This window comes from Anaerotruncus sp. 80, from assembly GCF_009936115.1.
Taxonomy (GTDB): domain Bacteria; phylum Bacillota; class Clostridia; order Peptostreptococcales; family Anaerovoracaceae; genus Senimuribacter; species Senimuribacter intestinalis.
In genome coordinates, this window is the sequence record NZ_QWES01000003.1 from 26459 (window position 1) to 45812 (window position 19354).

The 19354-nt window shown below is 43.8% G+C and carries 21 protein-coding genes and 4 pseudogenes; 23 read left to right on the top strand and 2 right to left on the bottom strand.

What is annotated here, in order from left to right:
• Window positions 1-227 precede the first annotated feature (227 nt).
• From D1155_RS02405 to D1155_RS02440, 8 genes and pseudogenes are all read left to right on the top strand, one after another.
• Window positions 228-845: a helix-turn-helix transcriptional regulator gene (locus tag D1155_RS02405; protein WP_160200829.1), complete on the top strand. Its 618-nt coding sequence runs from the start codon at window positions 228-230 to the stop codon at window positions 843-845.
• A gap of 28 nt (window positions 846-873) precedes the next feature.
• Window positions 874-1362: an HD domain-containing protein gene (locus tag D1155_RS02410; RefSeq protein WP_160200830.1), complete on the top strand. Its 489-nt coding sequence runs from the start codon at window positions 874-876 to the stop codon at window positions 1360-1362.
• A gap of 25 nt (window positions 1363-1387) precedes the next feature.
• Window positions 1388-1648: pseudogene (locus D1155_RS02415) on the top strand (flavodoxin); the annotation flags it as partial.
• Window positions 1618-1835 (top strand): annotated as a pseudogene (locus D1155_RS02420) (Rid family hydrolase); the annotation flags it as partial. The pseudogenes D1155_RS02415 and D1155_RS02420, both read left to right, overlap by 31 nt.
• 302 nt (window positions 1836-2137) lie before the next feature.
• Window positions 2138-2284, top strand: a complete 147-nt coding sequence (locus tag D1155_RS02425; protein WP_160200832.1) for a hypothetical protein — start codon at window positions 2138-2140, stop codon at window positions 2282-2284.
• Between the two features lie 41 nt (window positions 2285-2325).
• A pseudogene (locus D1155_RS02430) lies at window positions 2326-2877 on the top strand (aminodeoxychorismate/anthranilate synthase component II); the annotation flags it as partial.
• A gap of 167 nt (window positions 2878-3044) precedes the next feature.
• Complete coding sequence (gene pabB, locus D1155_RS02435) at window positions 3045-4505, top strand: aminodeoxychorismate synthase component I (protein WP_243150996.1); 1461 nt, start codon at window positions 3045-3047, stop codon at window positions 4503-4505.
• Window positions 4506-4517: 12 nt separating this feature from the next.
• Window positions 4518-5264: an aminotransferase class IV gene (locus D1155_RS02440; protein WP_160200835.1), complete on the top strand. Its 747-nt coding sequence runs from the start codon at window positions 4518-4520 to the stop codon at window positions 5262-5264.
• Between the two features lie 199 nt (window positions 5265-5463).
• On the opposite strand, the gene D1155_RS02445 is transcribed toward D1155_RS02440, so the two are convergent.
• Together D1155_RS02445 and D1155_RS02450 are read right to left on the bottom strand one after the other, a co-directional pair.
• Complete coding sequence (locus D1155_RS02445) at window positions 5464-5703, bottom strand: helix-turn-helix transcriptional regulator (protein ID WP_160200836.1); 240 nt, start codon at window positions 5701-5703, stop codon at window positions 5464-5466.
• A gap of 136 nt (window positions 5704-5839) precedes the next feature.
• Entirely contained in the window at window positions 5840-6079 is a 240-nt protein-coding gene (locus D1155_RS02450; protein ID WP_160200837.1) for a helix-turn-helix transcriptional regulator, read from the bottom strand.
• Between the two features lie 175 nt (window positions 6080-6254).
• Here D1155_RS02450 and D1155_RS02455 point away from each other — a divergent pair, with 175 nt between their 5' ends.
• The 15 genes and pseudogenes from D1155_RS02455 (at window position 6255) to D1155_RS02520 (ending at window position 19349) form a co-directional block, all read left to right on the top strand.
• Entirely contained in the window at window positions 6255-6758 is a 504-nt protein-coding gene (locus D1155_RS02455) for a hypothetical protein (protein ID WP_160200838.1), read from the top strand.
• Between the two features lie 11 nt (window positions 6759-6769).
• Window positions 6770-6985 (top strand): hypothetical protein, encoded by a 216-nt coding sequence (locus D1155_RS02460; protein ID WP_160200839.1) that lies wholly within the window; start codon window positions 6770-6772, stop codon window positions 6983-6985.
• 189 nt (window positions 6986-7174) lie between these two features.
• Window positions 7175-8068, top strand: coding sequence for a DNA-binding protein (locus D1155_RS02465; protein ID WP_160200840.1), 894 nt, complete (start codon window positions 7175-7177; stop codon window positions 8066-8068).
• A gap of 646 nt (window positions 8069-8714) precedes the next feature.
• Window positions 8715-9126, top strand: a pseudogene (locus tag D1155_RS02470) (sigma factor-like helix-turn-helix DNA-binding protein).
• A 185-nt stretch (window positions 9127-9311) separates the two neighbouring features.
• Window positions 9312-9611: a YciI family protein gene (locus tag D1155_RS02475; RefSeq protein ID WP_160200841.1), complete on the top strand. Its 300-nt coding sequence runs from the start codon at window positions 9312-9314 to the stop codon at window positions 9609-9611.
• Between the two features lie 369 nt (window positions 9612-9980).
• Window positions 9981-10871, top strand: a complete 891-nt coding sequence (locus D1155_RS02480; RefSeq protein ID WP_160200842.1) for a Fic family protein — start codon at window positions 9981-9983, stop codon at window positions 10869-10871.
• 50 nt (window positions 10872-10921) lie between these two features.
• Window positions 10922-11047: a hypothetical protein gene (locus D1155_RS15925; protein ID WP_279261396.1), complete on the top strand. Its 126-nt coding sequence runs from the start codon at window positions 10922-10924 to the stop codon at window positions 11045-11047.
• Entirely contained in the window at window positions 11020-11187 is a 168-nt protein-coding gene (locus D1155_RS02485; RefSeq protein WP_160200843.1) for a hypothetical protein, read from the top strand. Before D1155_RS15925 ends, D1155_RS02485 begins: the two co-directional genes overlap by 28 nt.
• Before the next feature lie 167 nt (window positions 11188-11354).
• Complete coding sequence (locus D1155_RS02490; protein WP_160200844.1) at window positions 11355-11822, top strand: low molecular weight protein-tyrosine-phosphatase; 468 nt, start codon at window positions 11355-11357, stop codon at window positions 11820-11822.
• A gap of 40 nt (window positions 11823-11862) precedes the next feature.
• Window positions 11863-12891, top strand: a complete 1029-nt coding sequence (locus D1155_RS02495; RefSeq protein ID WP_160200845.1) for a PucR family transcriptional regulator ligand-binding domain-containing protein — start codon at window positions 11863-11865, stop codon at window positions 12889-12891.
• Between the two features lie 222 nt (window positions 12892-13113).
• Entirely contained in the window at window positions 13114-14409 is a 1296-nt protein-coding gene (locus D1155_RS02500) for a cytosine permease (protein WP_160200846.1), read from the top strand.
• Between the two features lie 144 nt (window positions 14410-14553).
• A complete protein-coding gene (locus tag D1155_RS02505; protein ID WP_160200847.1) occupies window positions 14554-15351 on the top strand; it encodes a M55 family metallopeptidase in 798 nt (265 codons plus the stop codon).
• A gap of 382 nt (window positions 15352-15733) precedes the next feature.
• A complete protein-coding gene (locus tag D1155_RS02510) occupies window positions 15734-17353 on the top strand; it encodes a peptide ABC transporter substrate-binding protein (RefSeq protein ID WP_160200848.1) in 1620 nt (539 codons plus the stop codon).
• An 84-nt stretch (window positions 17354-17437) separates the two neighbouring features.
• Window positions 17438-18364, top strand: coding sequence for an ABC transporter permease (locus D1155_RS02515; protein ID WP_160200849.1), 927 nt, complete (start codon window positions 17438-17440; stop codon window positions 18362-18364).
• Between the two features lie 10 nt (window positions 18365-18374).
• Window positions 18375-19349: an ABC transporter permease gene (locus tag D1155_RS02520; protein WP_243150994.1), complete on the top strand. Its 975-nt coding sequence runs from the start codon at window positions 18375-18377 to the stop codon at window positions 19347-19349.
• The last annotated feature ends 5 nt before the right edge of the window (window positions 19350-19354 follow it).

The following is a 19354-nucleotide window of genomic DNA, read 5'->3' on the forward strand; positions in this document are numbered from 1 at the left end:
GTTTTTCTTTTGGCATCTAGTCAGGATAAGCAGAAAAGAAATGACGATATTGGGGTATCATGATATAATGTGCATAAAGATAAATCGGAATTTGAATGAGGATTTCTATTAAGTTGGAGTCCTCCCCCACACTTTTGCAACTGCCAGTTGACACATTTCCATGCCTAAATGGTAGTCATGCAACTGATAATATTGCTATAATCACACTATGAAAGGAAGTGCTGATAATGAATATGGCAGACAGAATACAATATTTAAGAAAAACAAAGGGAATATCACAGGAAGAACTTGCTGATAAAGTCGGTGTCTCAAGGCAGGCTGTTTCTAAATGGGAAAGTGAACAAAGTACACCCGACTTAGAAAAAATAATTATAATGAGTGACTTTTTTGAAGTAACAACAGATTACATTCTAAAAGGCGTTGAACCAATAAAGAGTGAAGAACAAAAAAGCAAAGAGATTGCAAGTAAGATACTTTATATCTCATCAACAGCTTTTATTGCTATTGGGTTATTTTGCGCATTTGGCGGGTGGTACGCTGAACAAACGATGGAAGTTGTTTGGGGTTCAATGATTATTCAAACGGTGGGAATTGCTGGATATTTTATTGGGAGATTATTGTCAATGGAAAAAGCATCGTTTTATATTAACTGGCTTAATATAGTTGGAATTGCTTTAATGCCAGTTTCTATGGTGACAGGCTATATATCGATACTTGTTTTTAAACAGGGTTGGATTGCGCCTTATCCCAGTGGAATGTTTCATACGTTAATTTTTAGCTTGGTATTCTTTACAGTTTTGGCTGTAAGTTTTATCTTTGTAAAAAAGCCGTTTTCGGTAAAATAAAATACAAAATGCAATGAGGAGATAATCCATGAAAAAAGCACAAATGATACAGAAGATGATAGATTTTTATGAAGGTAGTGTGCATGATGTCGAGCATTTTTTAAAGGTGCTCAGTTATGCTGGGATGATTGGCAAGCTGGAGGGTCTGGATGAGAAGACGCAGGATATTTTGGAGATGGCTGCAATTGTTCACGATATTGCCTGTCCACTCTGCCGGGAAAAGTATGGTAATACCGATGGAAAACACCAGGAGGCGGAAAGCGAGGCGCTGCTTAGACCGTTTCTTTTTGAGTTTAATTTGGCTGAAGAGGTGCTAGAGCGGGTAATTTATCTTGTATCGCACCATCACACCTTTTCAGGGATAGATGGACAGGACTATCAGATATTGGTAGAAGCGGACTTTCTGGTCAATGCATCGGAAGCGCAGATGTCAAGGGCGCAGATTGAGGCATTCAAAGGAAAAGTCGCAAAGACGGAAACAGGAAAGGGGCTTTTGGATTCGATCTATCTTAGGTGAGGGCGGATTGGCAGGCGCAGCATTAGATATAGAACAATATGATGTGGTGTTTGTGGGTTATCCAATTTGGTGGTACATTGCCCCGACTATCATCAATACATTTTTGGAAAGCTATGATTTTTCCGGTAAAACCATCGTGCCTTTTGCGACTTCGGGTGGCAGCGGTATGGGTAAAACCAACGAGAACCTTGTGGACAGCTGTCCGGGGGCAGTACTTCTTCCGGGAAAAATGCTGAATGGCAAATTGTCTGAGTCAGAGCTGAAAGCACGGGTAGAGCAATTCTAAACGAAGCGGGAAGCAGCATGGATAAGGTGATAAAACAACCTGTTTTCTTGCGGATATGGAAGACTTTGCTGCATTTAACGAGGTGTATGCTGCCCATTTTACATCGTGCCCGGCAAGAAGTTGTGTTGCAGTGAAAGCGCTCCCAAAAGGCGTTCTTTGTGAAATTGAAGCGATTGCGGAAAAATAATTATTGCGTAATGCTAATGTAGCATGCTGAGAAATATCAGCATTGAATGCGACATATAAATGAGCGTTTTATAGAAAAAGGTTCAGAAGCAGGATTAAACCACAGAGGGCAGAACACGATGCGATTAAGTAAACGGAAGAAATAAACCATAGGGCTTATCATAGAGGCGGAATTGTGCTGGTGGTTCTTCCCGTTACAATACGATAGCTGGCAGAAGACGTGAAAACTACATTCCTCAACAAAAGGAGAACTCTCTTCTGGAGACCCTGCATGATTTAAAGACTATTGTACAGGCGGATATTATGACAAAGCAGCTAGATTTCTACATCGATAAGGATGTCAAACTTCCGTATAAGTCTGCGGCTGAACTAAAACCTTTTGACATTCGGTTTCTTTTTCTATATAATACGGTGTATACAGGTTACGGACCTAATTTTGCTTTAGGATAAACGACTGTGAATCCAACAGAAAGCGAGGTGGGTCTTTTTTTATGTATTTTATGGTCGATAACTACGATTCTTTTGTCTATAATCTGTCCGCCTATATGAGGGAGCTGGGGCAGGAGGTGCTGGTGCGGCGGGCGGACGCAGTAAGTCTGGCTGAGATACGTAGGCTTCGCCCGGAGGGGATTATCCTCTCCCCGGGCCCGAAACGACCCTCTGACGCCGTGGAGGCTAAAAGTGTTCTTAGGGAATTTCAGAACCAGATTCCGATACTCGGCGTATGCTTGGGACACCAGGTTCTGGGTCAGGTCTACGGGGCAAATGTATGCAAGGGGGAACGTCCCATGCATGGGAAAATCACGAAGCTTTGCAATGACGGAACGGGGTTGTTTGCAGGGCTGCCCGCCGAGTATGAGGTGACACGTTATCATTCCCTCGTGGTGTCGGAGAAGCGGTTTCCTGCCTGCCTGCGGGTGACGGCCAGAAGCGCGGACGGGGTCGTCATGGGCCTTGCGCACAGGACTATGCCGATTTACGGGGTACAGTTTCACCCGGAGGCTGTGCTGACCCAGCACGGTCGGGAGCTTTTGGGGAATTTCTGCGGCATATGCAGACGGTATGAGCAGGGAATATGGCGTCCGGAGCCGAGCCAGCCCTTGGGCTGGTCCGGGGAGGCACACTTTGCGGAAGCGTTGAGCTGGGAGAACGGCTACGGAAGGGAGGAATTTTGATGCAGCTGATACATGAGCTTGAGCAATACCCTGATATGGAGCGGATATTTTCTCTGGTGCAGGATTGGGAGGACAGCGTGTTTCTCGATTCCTCCCTGGAAAATGATCTGGGGCGCTATTCGATCATCGGGCTTCACCCTTACCTAAAGCTGGTAAAGGCGGAGAAATTTACGGTAAATGGCGAGGTCTTGGAGGAAAGCTTTGAGGACTATGTCAAGATGTATCTGCGGAAGCACAGGGAGGAAAACCGTACAGGCCTTCCGCTGGCCTCCGGGGCCGTGGGCTATTTTTCCTATGAATACGGAAGAGAAAAGGAGGGTGTGAGGACACGGCACAGAGCGGAGGCGAAGATTCCCGACTCTATCCTCATCTTCTACGACAGCTTTGTGATAGAGGATAAGAGGCAGAAGAAATTGTTCCTAATCTCCAACGGTCATGGGCGGGACTGTGATGAGGAGTTGGAGGAGCTCCTGGGACTTGTGCGGCAGGCAGCAGGGCAGGCGGCGGACGAGGTCTTTGCGATGAAGAGCTTCAGCAAAAATGCGCCCGGCATGTTGGTCGCAGACAGCTCTGCCGGGCAGGGAGAGCCGGGAGAGATTTGCGCAAACTTTACAAAGGAAGCCTATCTGACCGCTGTTCAGCGCATGATCGAGTATATCATAGAGGGGGACATCTACATAGCCAACATGACGCAGCAGCTTCGCATTACAAGTCCGGTGCCGCCCTATGAGATGTTCCGGAAGCTGCGCAGGAACAATCCCTCACCGTTTGGGGGCTATTTCAACTATGGAAGCTTTCAGGTGGTGTGCGCCTCCCCGGAGCGTTTTCTGCAGGTGCGAGGCGGTCGGGTTGAGACGCGGCCGATCAAGGGCACGAGAAAACGGGGCAGTACGCCGAAGGAGGATGCGTTCCTTCGAAGGGAACTGGAGCAGTCAAAGAAGGACAAGAGCGAGCTTTTGATGATTGTGGATCTGGAGCGCAACGACCTGAACCGAGTCTGTGTTCCAGGCAGCGTGCGGGTGACGGAGCTCTTTGCAGTGGAGGAGTACGCCACGGTCTTTCATCTGATTTCCAATATCGTTGGGGAGCTTGGACCGGAGATGACGGTCATGGATCTGCTGGAGGCCGCTTTTCCGGGAGGTTCCATTACCGGAGCACCGAAGCTGCGGGCCATGGAGATTATCGATGAGTTGGAGCACAGTGGGCGGAACCTCTATACGGGCTCTATGGGTTATCTCTCCCTGGACGGGGACTGCGATTTCAACATTGTGATCCGGACAGCCCTCTGTCAGGACGGCATCTATTACCTGGGCGTAGGCGGCGGAATCACCTGTGAATCGGAGCCGGAATTTGAGTATGAGGAGACGCTTCAAAAGGCCAGAGCCCTTCTTGAGGCGCTGAACGTTGGGGAGCAGGAGATTGCTGCAGACGTCCCAGGGGTCGAGGTGGCAAAGCTGGGCGCAGGGGCGGATTTTAACGGTACGAATACGAAGTAAGAAGGAGCAGCTATGCAGATTACATTGGATGAGGGGTATCAATTCGGGCTGGGGGTCTTTGAGACTGTAGCGCTGGAGTGCGGGCGGCCGGTTTTTCTCGACTGGCATCTGGAACGGCTCGGGGTCTCTCTAAAGGAACTGGGAATTTCTAGGAGTATCACCGAGAGGGAGGTTCAGGACTACCTTACTTCTATAAAAGAGGGAGAAGGGGCGCAGGCTTTTTTGGATCACGGCGCTCTAAAAATCATGGTATCCGAGAAAAACAGCCTTTTTACCATGCGCGAAAATCCCTACACACCCGAGAAGCGAAGGAGAGGCTTTCGACTGGTATACAGCAGCGTATACCGGAACGAGACCTCACCCCTTGTGCGCCACAAGACCATGAACTACGGCGACTGCATCATGGAGAAGCGCAGGGCAGCGTCCTTGGGTGCGGACGAGCTGATTTTTCGAAATAGCCGAGGAGAGATTTGTGAGGGAACCACAACGAATATTTTCTTTGTCCGGGAGGGCAGGCTTTATACGCCGCCTGTCTTTTGCGGTCTTCTTCCGGGAATCCTGCGCCGCTTCATTTTGGAGCGCTTCCCGGTGACAGAGTGTGTGATAAGGGAGGAGGATGTCTCGAAGATGGAGGAATGCTTCGTGACCAATTCCCTGATGGGCGTTATGCCTGTGAACTGCTTAGGAGAGAAGAAATTTTTTACGGGAGAGCAGGCACAGGTCTGTCAAAAGGCCTATCTGACCGTCCAGCGCCTTTAAACGATTACTAGATGCCTTTGCGAGAAAAAGCTGTTCTATTATCGCGGGTTAAAGGAATAGAACGGCGAAAAGGGCATTTCATTTAAAAGAAAAACAATATATTAAAAGAGTCAATGGGAAGCGTAATGGAGACCGGGAGTCTTTTGTCCGAAAGAATTGAAATGAAAAACCAATATGCTGTTAAGAGACATATTGGCGTTTAGGGTTCAAGATTTTCATTATTAAATAATGGCGATTTAAAGAAGTCATACAACGCAATATCAAGTCCTTGGCACATTTCATGAATGATACGCAGTTTTACGGATGGATAAGAACAATGAATCACATTGCTTATTGTTGATTTAGGGATGCCGCTTTTAATATAAAGCTGATATTGTGTCATATTGCGTTCAGTAAGCAATTCCAATAACCTTTGGCTTATCGCTTCGTTCAGTTGCATATATATCACCACCTTGCAATCATAATTATAAGTGGAATTTTAAAAAAGATAGAACCTGTAGCTGTACTAGTTGAGCGTTTCATGGTATACTTAAAGAAGAGAATGATATTCTAAACTTGACATATTGATTTGAGGTTTAGGGCTCAAGATTTTCATCATCGAATAACGATGAGTGAAAAAAATCGCATAATGTAATACCAAGCCCTTGACACATCTCGTGGATGATACGTAATTTTACAGATGTGTAAGAACAATTAACCACATTTCCTATTGTGGATTTAGGTACGCCACTTTTAGTAAAAAGTTGATACTGCGTCATATTACGTTCTGCAAGTAGTTCCAATAGACGTTCGCTTATAGCTTTGTTTAGTTGCATTTGTACTTCCACCAATCCCTGTGACTGTACTAATTATTATAGGTTAATGTAATGCCAAAATAGTCCCTGTAAATGTACTAAACCGAGGAATTTCTAGTATCCATGCCTAAATATAGTAAAGCTTTAGATAAGCCATTCTTCATTAGTTTAATTTTGCTTAATAGGGAGTTGCAGTATGAAAAAAGAAATGAATTACATTGAAGAATATCAATGGGACAGATTAGTTTTTGAAAAAGAGGAGAAAATGCCTCTGACAAATGAGCAAAGGGAATACTTTGATTTGGTAAAGCTATTGGTGGAAACGAGGGAATCACAGTATAAAAGAAGAAAAAATAAACAGAAGTGGGATAATTTTATAGATATATTATATCCATCACTTTGCAATATTGCAGAAATACAGGGTGGATGTGTTAAAATGAATACATGTGAGGATACCTGCTATGCAGAACTAATTTACATTGGAAATAATCTTATGTTAGACATCGATAGAGTTCAAGGGTTGACAGACTTTAATGCAATTTTATCTGTTGCAGATAGTTTTTCAATTTCTCAAAGGGGAGAATACTTTGAGATGCATTTTACATTTGAATTATATGATAAAATTAAAATAGCAGATTTATCTGGGCATATTATGGAAATCGAAAAAAGGTTGAAAGAGATTAGGTGCTCCAATTTGTAGGAAGATGTGATATGGATAATCGGATAGATGCACAGGAGAAAGCGAAGGCGGATATTTTTGAAGCGATACTTGGAGCCATTGCGATATCCTGTCAATGGGATCTGGAAATTCTTCAAAATGTAGTGAAGAAAATGATATCGATTGAAGATTATCTGACCGAGTTAGAATCAGATAGATGTAGAACGGAAGATTTGTCGGCAGATAATGCGGTAAACACTTTGAAGTGAAAATGAATACGGATTAAGTAGGGGTTACTTGATTTGGATTTTTAAGGAAGGTGTGCTTGTACCGTGGACATGGAGTGACTCAGATCAGGATGTTTTTATTGTTCCGTAAATGATAAAATATTATTCCTTTCAAGTTGATATTATTCCGAAAATAGGATATACTATTTTCGGAAGAGAGGTACAATCTTTATGTATATGACGGTAAAGCAGGCGGCAGAAAAGTGGGGGATTTCTGATAGACGAGTGCGTATACTTTGCGCAGAAGGAAAAATCTTAGGTGTTAACCGTGAAGGGCGTAGTTGGATGATTCCGGCAGAGGCGAAAAAGCCAGAGGATGGGCGGTTTAAGGCAACAGAAAGTTTGCTGACGGTTATAGATAGGAAGAAAATGGAATTAGATTCCAGACGCCCACTGACAGAGGGAGAACTGGAACGTTTGACTGAGGAATTCATTATTGAGTATACCTATAATTCTAATGCAATTGAGGGAAATACGCTGACCCTGCGTGAGACAGACATGGTTTTGCGTGGGTTGACGATTGACAGGAAGCCGTTAAAAGACCATATGGAGGCAGTCGGGCATAAAGAGGCATTTGATTTTGTGCAGGATCTGGTAAAGGAACAGGCACCTTTATCGGAGAGTATTATCAAGCAGATTCATTATCTTGTGTTGGCAGATAAACCACAGGATCGAGGGGTTTACAGAAAAATCCCCGTCAGGATTATGGGCGCGAAACATGAGCCGGTACAGCCATATTTGATCCAGTCTGAGATGGAACGGTTGCTGCAGGCTTATACAAATAGTACCGAACATACTATTAGCAGGCTCGCACGATTTCATATCGAGTTTGAGGGGATTCACCCTTTTATTGACGGAAACGGCAGAACTGGAAGGCTGCTTGTGAATTTGGAATTGATGAAAGCCGGATACCCGCCGATTGACATTAAGTTTACAGACCGCATTTCTTATTACAATGCGTTTGATGAATACCATGTAAAGCATAATCTTGGTACAATGGAAAAGCTGTTTGCAGGTTATGTGAATGCAAGACTGGATCGTTACTTGATGATTCTGGAAGAATAACCATACAAGAGAGGCTTCGGGTCAAGACCATATAATTCGTTGATTGCAAATACATTTTTCAGAGCTGGTTTTATTGAGGCATGGGGACGTGGAATCGAAAAAATCTGGAATTATAAAAAGAGAAGGTTCTAGTCAAAAAGGAAAATGGATTATTTTATAACTATATTTCACACAATTCAACAATAATATTACTTTGCTGGTACAGCCAGTCCGTAAATTTTTTCGGGCTGGCTATTCCTGTTTCTTTGCAAAATTATCTATCTTGAAAAATGCTCATGCACGGTAAAGAAGCAAGAAATCAAAAACAAGAGATAGATTGCCAGCACCACACTATTCCCACAATGCCGACGACAACGGAATCCCTCTCATTCATTCATACTTGTTTCCAAACTGCAATAATGCTGATGCAATTCATATATTTTTTACGGAAAATTCATTTGCCAATTCGCCTACAGTAAAATCTTTTTTTGCATTTATTGTTATCATCATCTCAATAAGCCGTTCTGCTTTTGACATTTTTGAACTCCTTTCCGAATGGTGACAGCTCTTGTCACTATTCTATGATAAACTATCCATGTTCCAAATGCAATATGGCACAAAACAAAGTCATGTACCCCCCCTATGTGGAAGAAAGGGGGAATCATTTATGACTTGTATAGAAGCATACAAAGGGCATATTATGTATACTTTCAATGGCTTTTGCAAAGTTGTCATTCGCTATGCCGCTATCAACGCATGGCGTGACAGGAGCAGACGGCGGAAAAAAGTTTTTCCCTTTAGGCACAACGGACGAATATTTTGAAGCACCCTATGAAGAATACCCCATTACGATATGCGGTCAGACAGTTATCCTCACCAACGGAAAACTTGCCGCCGCCCTGTTAGCTCTGCCGGAGAAAAAACGGGAAATCATTTTCCTTTACTTTTTCAGGCATTACACACAGCGGGAAATCGGGGAAATGTACGGACGCCGCCGGAGTACGACCGGGTATCAAATCCATAGGACTTTACAACTCCTGCATAAAGAAATGGAGGTGCTTTCGCATGAGAAATCCTAATCTTTTGCCTTATGAAATGATTGTCTGGGCGACCAGCGGAGAGCCGGAGACCTACCTGCATAAAGACCGTTATAGGCGTGGGCTATAAGTTTGCTTCCGGAAAATGACAGGCAGATTGCTATTGCCGGATAAATATAATATAATACCCTCAGTGAATCCCCATAGAATGTAAAGGAGAAAATCGTATGGAAAAATTGATGTACATGATGATGATTGAGAAAAGCAAGACCTATAATAAAATGACAAAACAGGTAGTTATGGAACACGTTGAGAACATAAGACGGTTGGACGATGAGGGAAAACTGGAAATCTGTGGTGTCTTTAAAGGTTATCCGGGAATGGCAGGTATGTATATCCTAAAAACAGAGAGCCGTGAAGAAGCAGAAGAAATTTGCAAAGCAGAGCCGCTGGTTATGGGAGGATATGCAACCTACAAATTAGTTGGTTTGCAGATTGCAAACCGGGAAAATAATTACTTACTGTAATTGCGAAAAGGAACAACACTGGGGCAAATAAGATCCGGCTTATATGGAAACTGAATAACCGCCGCTACATGGAACGACACACCAAGACAGGAAATCAAGAAAAGATTTCCTGTTTCTTGTAGAAGCGAAAACCACCGGCTTGACCGGGGGAGTATTATTATAGGTACATACGCAGAGTTATCGCTATGGGCAATGAATCACATTTTTCTGTAATTTAGTGTGATGGGTAAGCGACAAAACCAAACTTCCTTTGGCGGCAAAAATATAATGGTTTTACCGAAAATATGTTGATGTTTTTGCCGATAATATGATATACTATACAGTAGATTAGTGTAGTTCTTTGATTTGATTTATGACGGAGGATAGTAGATGCGATACCTTTCGGTTACTGAGATAGCAAAAAAATGGGATGTGTCAGAGCGTAGTGTTAGAAACTATTGCGCCCAAGGACGTGTGAATGGAGCTTTTCTTACCGGCAAGACTTGGAATATTCCCGAAAATGCAGAAAAACCGGAGCGTGCCAACAAGAGAAAAGAGGAACCGATTACTCTGTTGGATATTCTGAAAGAGCAGAAAGCAAGCAAATACTCTGGTGGTATTTATCATAAGACGCAGATTGATTTGACATACAACTCAAACCACATCGAAGGTAGTCGTCTGACTCACGATCAGACCCGATATATTTTTGAAACCAATACGATCGGCGTGGAAAATGAAGTTCTCAATGTTGACGATATTATTGAAACAGCAAATCATTTTCGCTGTATTGACATGATTATTGAGAACGCAAAAACGACACTAACTGAGAAGTTAATTAAGGAACTTCATCTAATCCTGAAGAATGGAACCAGTGATTCCAGAAAAGATTGGTTTGCAATTGGAGACTACAAGAAGCTTCCGAATGAGGTTGGCGGCATGGATACCGCCCTTCCGGAAGAAGTTGCCGATAAGATGAAAGCGTTGCTGGCAGAATACAATGCCAAGGAAGAAAAGACTTTTGAAGGTATTCTGGATTTCCATGTGAAGTTTGAGCGAATCCATCCATTCCAAGACGGCAACGGTCGTGTAGGCAGATTGATTATGTTCAAAGAATGCCTGAAATATGATATTGTTCCATTCATCATAGAGGATAATCTGAAGATGTTCTATTACCGGGGATTGAAAGAATGGAACAATGAAAAGAGTTATTTGACCGATACCTGCCTGACCGCGCAGGATAAATATAAAGCATATTTGGACTATTTCAGGATTGCTTATTAAGAAGACGGATTTCCAAAGTGTCAAAGGCTCATTTTGGCTATAATTTTGTTTTGAATCTGGTCAAAAAAGAGGATTTTGGCTATCGCAATATCAGCACCGTCAAGGTATCCGATGCAAAACAGTGGTTTGCAAAGCTGCAAACGAAGGCATGGATATTAAGAATCTACAGCATCTGATGGGTCACTCCGATGCGGGCGTGACGCTCAATGTTTACACCCATGCAAGCTACGCACACGCTGCGGAACAGATGGCGAAAATTTCACAGTTTCGCCAGTCCCCTGAAATGAAAAAAGACAGGGATTTTGCTGTTGGATAAGCAGCAAATATGGTGGTAGTATCTTGTGTTTACTACACCAATTACTACACCACCAAGTAGTGTAGTTACATAGATTTATAGAGACTTATGAAAAATTGAAGAAAAATCGAAAGCTCGAAAATCAGTAAAATCAAGGATTTTCGGAATTCTGGAGGAATATAGAGATTATGATAAAAATACTTTTCATCTGCCACGGCAATATTTGCCGTTCGCCAATGGCTGAATACGTAATGAAAGATATGGTCCGCAAGGCGGGCTGTGAAGCGGAATTTGAAATCGCATCTGCAGCCACCAGCCGCGAGGAAATCGGCAACGATATCCATAGAGGAACCAAAGCGAAGCTGCGGGAACAGGGCATTGCCTTTGAGAAACGGCAGGCTCGCCAGGTGACGAAAAAAGACTATGAGGAATTTGACTATCTGATTTTGATGGATAGAGAAAATAAAAGAGGATTATCTCGTATTATCAGTACAGATCCCTATAATAAAGTACACATGCTGCTGGGATTTGCCGGAAAGGATCGGGATATTGCAGATCCATGGTACACGGGGAATTTTGACGAAACCTACGATGATGTTGTAGCGGGATGCCAGGCGTTTTTGCAGTCCCTTGCTAAACAAAATTTGCAGTTGTAATTAGTATAAGCCTACTCTGAAAAACAAAAGGAGAATTGCAGTGAATATAGAAATCGGTGCGCTTTTGAAAGACAAACTTTTTGAAAACAGGAAGGTGCTGGCGGGGAGAGAGGGACTTCATAGAAAAGTGAAGCGAATATCAGTCTTTGATTGCCCCTGCGTGCCCGATCTTTTGGAGCGCAAAATTCTTTGCGAGGGGGATTTATTCATTACGTGTCTGGAACAGTTCCGCAGTGAGAAAGATGATTGTGAACTTCGCTATTATCTGGAATGTCTGATTCATTCTGAATCTGCAGGGCTTTTAATTGTTACGGACGATAGAGTAAACCTTTTGACGCCGCAGGTTCTAAAACTGTGCGAGGATAATGACTTTCCTTTAATACTCATACCAGAGGAATATCCTTACACGGTGATTATTGATACAGTGCACAGCTATATTACCTTCGATACTTACAATACTATTAATAAACTTCGACTGGATAAGATTATGTACGAGAGCCTAAACGATACAGAACGCAGCGAAGTACTTTACAGTATCAAGCCTACAGTAAAGCAGTACATTAGAGGGATATTTATTCAGGGCGGCTTCAATTCGGATATCGCCAGGCTGGAACTGCAAAGTTATTATCTCAACAGAGAAAATGATATTTTCGTCAGAACTGAGCAGGGAATGATTATTCTGCTCAGTGAGGACAACAAAGAGCGGCTTCAGCAGACTTTAAATGCATGTCTTGTCAGAATCAAAGAATTTCTGGACAATCCCGTCATCGGCTACAGCCGGGCATTTCCAAGAAAAGACTGCGGCAAGGCGCTGGAGGAAGCAAGACTTGCCCTGGAAACTGCCAAGGCTATGGATATGACTGTAAAAACCTATGATGCCCTTTCGTCGATTCAGCTTTTAACGGCAGTGAAGGATACGCAGGAAGCGGAAGATTACTATGATGCTTACCTAGAGGCGCTCAGAACAAAGATTACCGAGGAAAACCTTCCGGAAATGATACTGACCGTGGAGAACTATGTGGCTAACTCCGGAGATGATGAACCAGCATGTCAACACCATAAGATATAGGATTAATCGTATCAAGAGTGCGCTGAATATGGAAAACGATACCATTAGGTTCAACGAAACCATTGCAATTGCAGTTAAACTCAGAATCCTGCTAAATCGGGAAATCTAATCGAAGTATAGGGCTTGTAATAATTACAAAAAAATCCTGTCATAATTAAAACCAGTACAAAGAAAACTGAATTAATTTTCTGTAAAATCAGGGAAAACTAAGGAGGTTTTCTTATGAGTGACGAGAAAAAGAAAAACACTATGGAAACGACCACGCTGACGGAAGTTCCCATGGAAGAAAGAAAAAGCTGGATATCCGTAGCTTTTATGCAGGCGGGCATTATGATTTGTGTTCCGAGCCTGCTTCTGGGCGGAATACTGGCAGGTGCAATGCCGCTTCATCTTGCAATTATTTCTGGTATTATCGGTTATATTATTGTAATCGTACTCTTTAGTCTTATGGGCATTATCGGAAGCGATCTGGGAGTTCCAACCTGTATGACGACATTAGGCGGCTTTGGAAAAAAGGGCTCCCGCTTTATCATCAGCACTTTGATCTTTATTTCTATGATTGGCTGGTTTGCTGTCCAAAACGACGTATGTGGTAATGCCTTCTCTAATCTAATGTCGGAGTTTTTTGGACTGGATGTTCCGGTATGGCTGTCTTCCACTGTATGGGGGATTATCATGCTGGTTACGGCAGTATATGGAATCAATGCCTTGGATAAACTGAATAGGATTGCGGTTCCTGCCCTGTTTGTAATCACCATTGTTGGAACTATTATCGCGGTGAATAAATATGGCACTTCAGCGCTGAATGTGGATCCGGCGGAGATTACCATGTCCTTTGTAGATGGCATAGTACTGACTGTTAGCTTTATGGCGGCAGGCTGTCTTGCGGCATCAGATATTACAAGATATCAGGCAACCCGTAAAGATACCATTCTTTCCAGTTCCATCGGTGTTGCGCCGGCAGGCATTTTGATGATTGTACTTGGCGCTATTATGACAAAGGTTGCACAGCAGTATGATATTACAATTGTGTTCTGTGAAATCGGAATCCCGGTTCTGGGCATGCTGGTTTTGATTGCTGCTACATGGACAACGAACACGACCAATGCCTATTCCGGAGGCATCAATGCAGTTATGATGTTTAATTTGAAAGATAACAAGAGGGCCGCAGCGACAATGATTTCCGGTGTTCTTGGAACAATCTGTGCGCTGCTGGGCTTTGCTTCTCATTTTGAAAGCTTTTTATATGTGCTGGGAGATTTAATGCTGCCGACTATGGGCGTGATTTTAGCGGATTACTGGATTGTCAATAAAGCAAAACCGGAGAATTACAAGACTGCAGACGGCTTCAACTGGCTTGGGATTGTATCCTGGCTGGCGGGCTATGCTGTGATCAAATTCATTCCTTATGGCGTTCCTTTTGCGCAGGGAATTATTGCAGCAGGACTTTTATATGTCATTCTGGCAAAGACAGTAGGAAGACCGCAGGATAAAGCAGATGGTAAAGATCTGGCATAATAACAGGACGCAGAACAATTAACAGGGATTGTCCGTAATGCTTTTTCAATAGATGGAGTCGTAATCGCTTTCGGGAGAATTTGATGGCATATAACTTGCATGGTGTATTTACATGAGAAGAATACTTCTGAAAGGAGGCCATAAATGAAGAAAATTTTTATTAGTGCGGACATCGAAGGCGTGAGCGGAATCACCAGTTGGGAAGCAACCAGATACGGTGGCAAGGGTTACGAGGAAGCTTGCAGGCAAATGGCGAAGGAAACGGCCGCTGCATGCAGGGCTGCGTTAAACTGCGGCTATGGTGTGGTTGTCAAAGACGGACATGAAGATGCGATGAATATCGCCCATGAATTGCTGCCGGAGGAGGCTGAGCTGATTTCAGGCTGGACGTGCACACCTTTATCTATGCTTGGAGGCATAGATGAAACCTTTGCGGGCGTCATTTACATCGGCTATCATTCCGGGGCGTGGACCAACACGAGTCCGCTGAAGCATACCTGTGAGGATTACATCTACAACTGGTTTAAAATCAACGATAAATATGCGTCTGAATTCACGATTAATTCAGGGGTTGCTGACCAGTTTGGCGTTCCGTCACTGCTGCTGTCCGGTGACGCGGGGATTTGCAGCGAAGCGGAGACAGAATATCCGGGTATTGTCACCGTTCCGACCAAAAAAGGAATGGGCAATGCAACATGGAATATACACCCTGATAAGGTGGTAGCAGAGATTGAGCGGGCTGTGACTGAAGTACTGTCAAAGCCTTTACCGAAGTCCAAGCCGCTTTCAAAGTCCTATACGATGACACTATGCTATAAGGAGTTTCAGAAAGCTATGTCCGCAACTTGGTTTCCGGGCGTTGAGAAGCTAAATGACTATACTGTCTCCTATACGGCAGATAGCCCGATGGAACTGGCAAGATGCCGGTATTTTATCGGCTAACGCACTGTAGCTTGAACAGGGTTTTCTAAGTAAAGAATTAAAAACTAAAATTTATCCAGCCGAAGGCGTAATTCGGCTGGTTTTTTGTATAAGAAAATCAAGGTAAATAAATGAGGACAAAAAGGTTCATAGAATAATAGAACCTATTTTTAGCGAAACACATAAGAGGGCAGGCGAAGGAGTCGTTGATGAATTTACGCATTTTTACACATTATTGTAGTGAAGATGGTAAATGGCATGAATATTGCAATTTAACAGAATATAATGCAAATGCTGTGTCGCAGACCAGCAAAAAGTATGGGAACAGAAATTCTTGTTCCCCCCTGTCTTGCCGAGCGGGAGAAAGGTTCTAAAGGTTTGGCGGACGTGAAAGGAGGAAAAAATGAAAAAGAAGTTATTGGCGACCGCGCTTTGTATAGCGATGGTGTTGACCTGCCTTGCAGGATGCGGAGGAGAAGATAAAGGTGATAAAGGCGCAGACGGAATGAAGAAAATCGTTTACGCTAACGGCGGACAGCCGGAATCAATGGAGTATGTTGAAGGAAGCCGCTATGCGAAATACAGCGTCCTGAAATACAACATTTATACAGGACTTACACGAATTTCTAAAGACGGCACATCTGAGATGGGATGGGCAGACAAATATGAAACCAGTGATGACGGATTGGTATGGACCTTCCATATCAGAGATGGTGCAAAGTTCTCTGACGGCACAGATATGACTGCCCATGACTGGGAAGAAACGATGAAATACTACTGCGCACCGGAGACAGCTGCACAACAGACGACTTTGGAAGAGTATGTAAAGAATATGGGCGACTACATCGCCGGAAAGTGTGATTGGGAAGAGGTCGGCTATAAGGCCCTTGACGATCGCACACTGGAGATTACACTGGAAAGCCCTTGTACTTATTTCCTGGATATCGCATGTACTTATGTAGCACTGCCGATGCACATTGTAAATGAAAATCCGAACTGGAATAAAACTGCGGAAACTTACGTTGGAAACGGTCCGTTCAGAATGACCAGCCTTAAAGACCAGGTAAATGTGGTGCTGGAAAAGAATCCGTACTATTATGATACAGATAATGTTGCCATTGATCAGGTAGAATTCGTATTCCTGGACGAACCATCTGTAGAATTGGCTTCCTTCCAGAATGGGGATATCGATGTATCAGATAACCTTAATGCGGAAGCGGTGTCTAAATACAAAGACAGTGACGAATTTGTAAACGAAAGCCGTATCGGTGTAAACTATCTGACAACTCATACAGGACATATTACAGATAATCGTGTGCGCCAGGCGTTGTCTCTTGCTCTTGATAGAGAAACCCTGCTTTCAATTCTGGGTCAGGTAAGCTACCCTGCTACCGGTTTAGTCCCTTATGGTATTCACTGGGGAGATGAACAGTATCGTGACAAAGCGGGCGATTTAGTAAGCTTTGATTTAGAACGTGCTAAGAAGCTCCTTGAGGAAGCAGGATATCCAAACGGCGAGGGACTTCCGACATATAAATATGTTTGTCAGAATAATGAGGAAGCAATGAACCGTGCGCAGGCAATGCAGTCCATGTGGCAGGCAGCAGGCTTCAAGATTGAAATCGTTTCCTATGAGCCGTCCACTTACTGGGACGTATTTGAGACTGAGGACTGGGATATCGCCGATGACGGCTGGACCGGTGACTATGACGACCCAAGCACAAACCTGTTCTTGTGGGAAGAACGTCGTGAAGTAAATCCGGACGGCAGTCTGAAAGATGCTCGTTGGCATGATGAGAAAGCGCTGAAATACAATGCGCTGATGCAGAAGACTTATAAAGAGACCGATTATGAAACTAGAATGAAGACATTCCTTGATGCAGAAAAGATTCTGATTGAAGAAACACCGATTATTCCAGTAACCTTCTATACAGATACAATGCTGGTAAATCCAAGAGTGAAAGGCGTAGTGAAGAACTACATCGGTCACGTATTCTTCCAGTATGCAGATATTGCAGAATAAGAAAGCATAGAAACTGCGGCAGGTGTTCCAATTTAACTGGAACACCTGCTTCAAAAAAGGAATTGAAACAGAGAGGATAAGTCTATGTTTAAATATGTTGTCAAGCGTGTATTGATTGCAATCGTATCAATGTTCTTATTGATTACGATTACCTTCTTCCTGATGCACACCATTCCGGGAGGACCCTTCAGTGCAGGCGAACAGAAAAACCTAAATCCGGAGGTTTTGGAAGTAATCAGGGCCAGGTATGGACTGGATCTTCCGGTACATGAGCAGTTTTTTAACTATGTAAAGGATCTTTTTCATGGAGATATGGGTTTGTCCATGAAAAAGCTGAATTATAGCGTAAATGAACTGATTGCCGACAGCTTTCCGGTTTCCGCTCAGATTGGTTTTGTTGCCATCATTGTAGCGCTTCTAATCGGTATTCCCCTTGGAGTAATTGCCGCACTGAAGCGGGGAGGCGTGGCGGATATGCTGTCCATGACCCTTGCCACGGTGGGGATATCCATTCCAACCTTTGTTATCGCCATGCTGCTGATGTATGCTTTTTGTATGGAATGGGCAATTTTGCCTACGCACGGCTGGGGCGAGCTGAAGCATTTCATTTTGCCTGTAGCCTGTCTTTGCCTTGCACCTGTGGCGAACATCACCAGACTGACCCGTTCGACTCTTATGGAGGTGGTGCAGCAGGATTACATTCGGACTGCCAGATCGAAGGGGTTGTCTGAGTTTACAGTGATAGGTAAGCATGCTATGCGTAATGCTATCGTGCCAGTAGTTACCTACTTGGGACCACTGGTGGCAGGACTGATGACAGGAAGCTTTGCCATTGAGCGAATCTTTATGGTTCCCGGCATTGGCAGGTATTTCGTTAATTCTGTCAGCGACCGCGATTATACCATGATTATGGGTGTAACGATTTTCTATGGTCTGTTTATTATGATCTGTACGCTGATTGTGGATATTGCTTATGCACTCATCGATCCGCGCGTAAGATTGGATTCGTGAGGTGGGAAAGATGAGAAAGAAGAAAAATATGTTTCCGGAAGTTCCTGTACCGCCGTATACCATGGCAGATACAGATATTCCGGCGGAATTATTTGAACCGCTTCCAGAGGAGGATAAGCTGACTGATGTAATCAACCGGCCCAGCATCTCCTACTGGCAGAATGCTTATATGAAGATGAAAGCAGATAAACTGGCGGTTGTAGGAATTATTTTTATTATCTTTATGATACTGGTAGCGATTTTCGTGCCTATACTAAGTCCATATACCTATGATGGGCAGGATTACAACGCAATTTATCAGTCGCCGTGTGCTGAACACCCACTCGGTACAGATATGTTTGGACGCGACCTGCTGGTGCGTGTTGCCTATGGTGCAAGAATCAGTTTGACGATTGGTATTGTAACAGCCTTGGTCAGCCTGGTGGTCGGTGTGCTTTTCGGCGGAATATCAGGTTTCTTTGGCGGCAAAGTCGATATGCTGATGATGCGTTTTGTAGACGTATTTTCGGCAGTTCCATCGCTGCTATACAGTATTTTGCTGATTATGTTTATGGGCCCGAAAATGTCCAGTATTCTGATTGCAATCTGCTTGACCTATTGGCTTAGCCCGGCGCGGCAGACAAGAGGTCAGATTTTATCGGTAAAGAACCAGGATTTTGCTACGGCAGCTAAGGTAGTAGGCGAGAGCAAGGTGCAGATTTTACTGCGGCATCTGGTGCCTAACAGTATGGGCCCGATTATTGTTACGGTTATGCTGCTTATTCCTTCCGCAATCTTTGAAGAGGCGTTCCTGAGCTTTATCGGTATTGGTATTGCTGTACCGGTAGCAAGCTGGGGAACACTGGCAAACGACGGTATGGCAACAATGGGTATGTATCCGTATTTGATGCTGTTCCCGGCTTTGGCAATCAGCTTAACCATGTTTGCACTGAACTTTATTGGGGACGGATTACGCGATGCACTTGACCCGCGTTTAAAGAAATAGAGGTA

Coding starts and splice junctions, on each gene's coding strand:
- D1155_RS02465 (WP_160200840.1), top strand. CDS start 7,175: ATGTATATGACGGTAAAGCAGGCGGCAGAAAAGTGGGGGATTTCTGAT.
- D1155_RS02505 (WP_160200847.1), top strand. CDS start 14,554: ATGAAGAAAATTTTTATTAGTGCGGACATCGAAGGCGTGAGCGGAATC.
- D1155_RS02440 (WP_160200835.1), top strand. CDS start 4,518: ATGCAGATTACATTGGATGAGGGGTATCAATTCGGGCTGGGGGTCTTT.
- D1155_RS02480 (WP_160200842.1), top strand. CDS start 9,981: ATGCGATACCTTTCGGTTACTGAGATAGCAAAAAAATGGGATGTGTCA.
- D1155_RS02405 (WP_160200829.1), top strand. CDS start 228: ATGAATATGGCAGACAGAATACAATATTTAAGAAAAACAAAGGGAATA.
- D1155_RS02510 (WP_160200848.1), top strand. CDS start 15,734: ATGAAAAAGAAGTTATTGGCGACCGCGCTTTGTATAGCGATGGTGTTG.
- D1155_RS02520 (WP_243150994.1), top strand. CDS start 18,375: ATGAGAAAGAAGAAAAATATGTTTCCGGAAGTTCCTGTACCGCCGTAT.
- D1155_RS02460 (WP_160200839.1), top strand. CDS start 6,770: ATGGATAATCGGATAGATGCACAGGAGAAAGCGAAGGCGGATATTTTT.
- D1155_RS02455 (WP_160200838.1), top strand. CDS start 6,255: ATGAAAAAAGAAATGAATTACATTGAAGAATATCAATGGGACAGATTA.
- D1155_RS02450 (WP_160200837.1), bottom strand. CDS start 6,079: ATGCAACTAAACAAAGCTATAAGCGAACGTCTATTGGAACTACTTGCA.
- D1155_RS02485 (WP_160200843.1), top strand. CDS start 11,020: ATGGATATTAAGAATCTACAGCATCTGATGGGTCACTCCGATGCGGGC.
- D1155_RS02500 (WP_160200846.1), top strand. CDS start 13,114: ATGAGTGACGAGAAAAAGAAAAACACTATGGAAACGACCACGCTGACG.
- pabB (WP_243150996.1), top strand. CDS start 3,045: ATGGAGCGGATATTTTCTCTGGTGCAGGATTGGGAGGACAGCGTGTTT.
- D1155_RS02445 (WP_160200836.1), bottom strand. CDS start 5,703: ATGCAACTGAACGAAGCGATAAGCCAAAGGTTATTGGAATTGCTTACT.
- D1155_RS02425 (WP_160200832.1), top strand. CDS start 2,138: ATGACAAAGCAGCTAGATTTCTACATCGATAAGGATGTCAAACTTCCG.
- D1155_RS02515 (WP_160200849.1), top strand. CDS start 17,438: ATGTTTAAATATGTTGTCAAGCGTGTATTGATTGCAATCGTATCAATG.
- D1155_RS02410 (WP_160200830.1), top strand. CDS start 874: ATGAAAAAAGCACAAATGATACAGAAGATGATAGATTTTTATGAAGGT.
- D1155_RS02490 (WP_160200844.1), top strand. CDS start 11,355: ATGATAAAAATACTTTTCATCTGCCACGGCAATATTTGCCGTTCGCCA.
- D1155_RS02475 (WP_160200841.1), top strand. CDS start 9,312: ATGGAAAAATTGATGTACATGATGATGATTGAGAAAAGCAAGACCTAT.